The sequence below is a fragment of the Paenibacillus sp. 01T422 genome (assembly GCF_056398785.1).
Window position 1 is genome coordinate 1 of record NZ_JBFTQB010001528.1, and the last position, 607, is coordinate 607.

The 607-nt window shown below is 43.5% G+C and carries 1 protein-coding gene; it reads left to right on the forward strand.

What is annotated here, in order from left to right:
• Positions 1-607: extracellular solute-binding protein (locus AC1DUA_RS39995; RefSeq protein WP_477504927.1), on the forward strand; the 607-nt coding region annotated here is incomplete at both ends.

The following is a 607-nucleotide window of genomic DNA, read 5'->3' on the forward strand; positions in this document are numbered from 1 at the left end:
TTCAATCAGCAGGTGCTTGGTATCTGAAAAGCGATGGATCTACACCGGATCTGAAAGATAACGCAGCTCTTAAAGATGCTTTTGCAACATACAAAGAATTGATGTCCGCTAATATCGTTAAAATCACTTCAGACTGGAATTCATTCCTTGCTGGTTTCAATAGCGGCAGTGTGGTGAGTGTACCGACAGGTAACTGGATCACGCCTTCGATTAAGTCACAAGCTGACCAATCAGGGAAATGGGCGGTTGTACCGTTCCCTAAGCTGAAAAATACAGCAAGTTCTGTACACGCATCTAACCTTGGAGGCAGCTCCTGGTATGTATTGAACAATCCTGGTAAAGAAGCAGCAGCTGAATTCCTAGGAAAAACACTTGGTTCCGACGTGAATCTGTACCAGAAATTAGTGACAGATGTTGGTGTAATCGGTACTTACAAACCAGCAGCAACAGGAGAAGCCTATACGAAAGCGGATGATTTCTTCGGGGGTCAGAAAGTCATTTCTGATTTCGCAACGTGGACGACTCAAATTCCTAAAGTAAACTACGGCATGCATACGTATGCGATTGAAGATATTCTGAAAGTAGAAATGCAGAACTACCTGAAAGG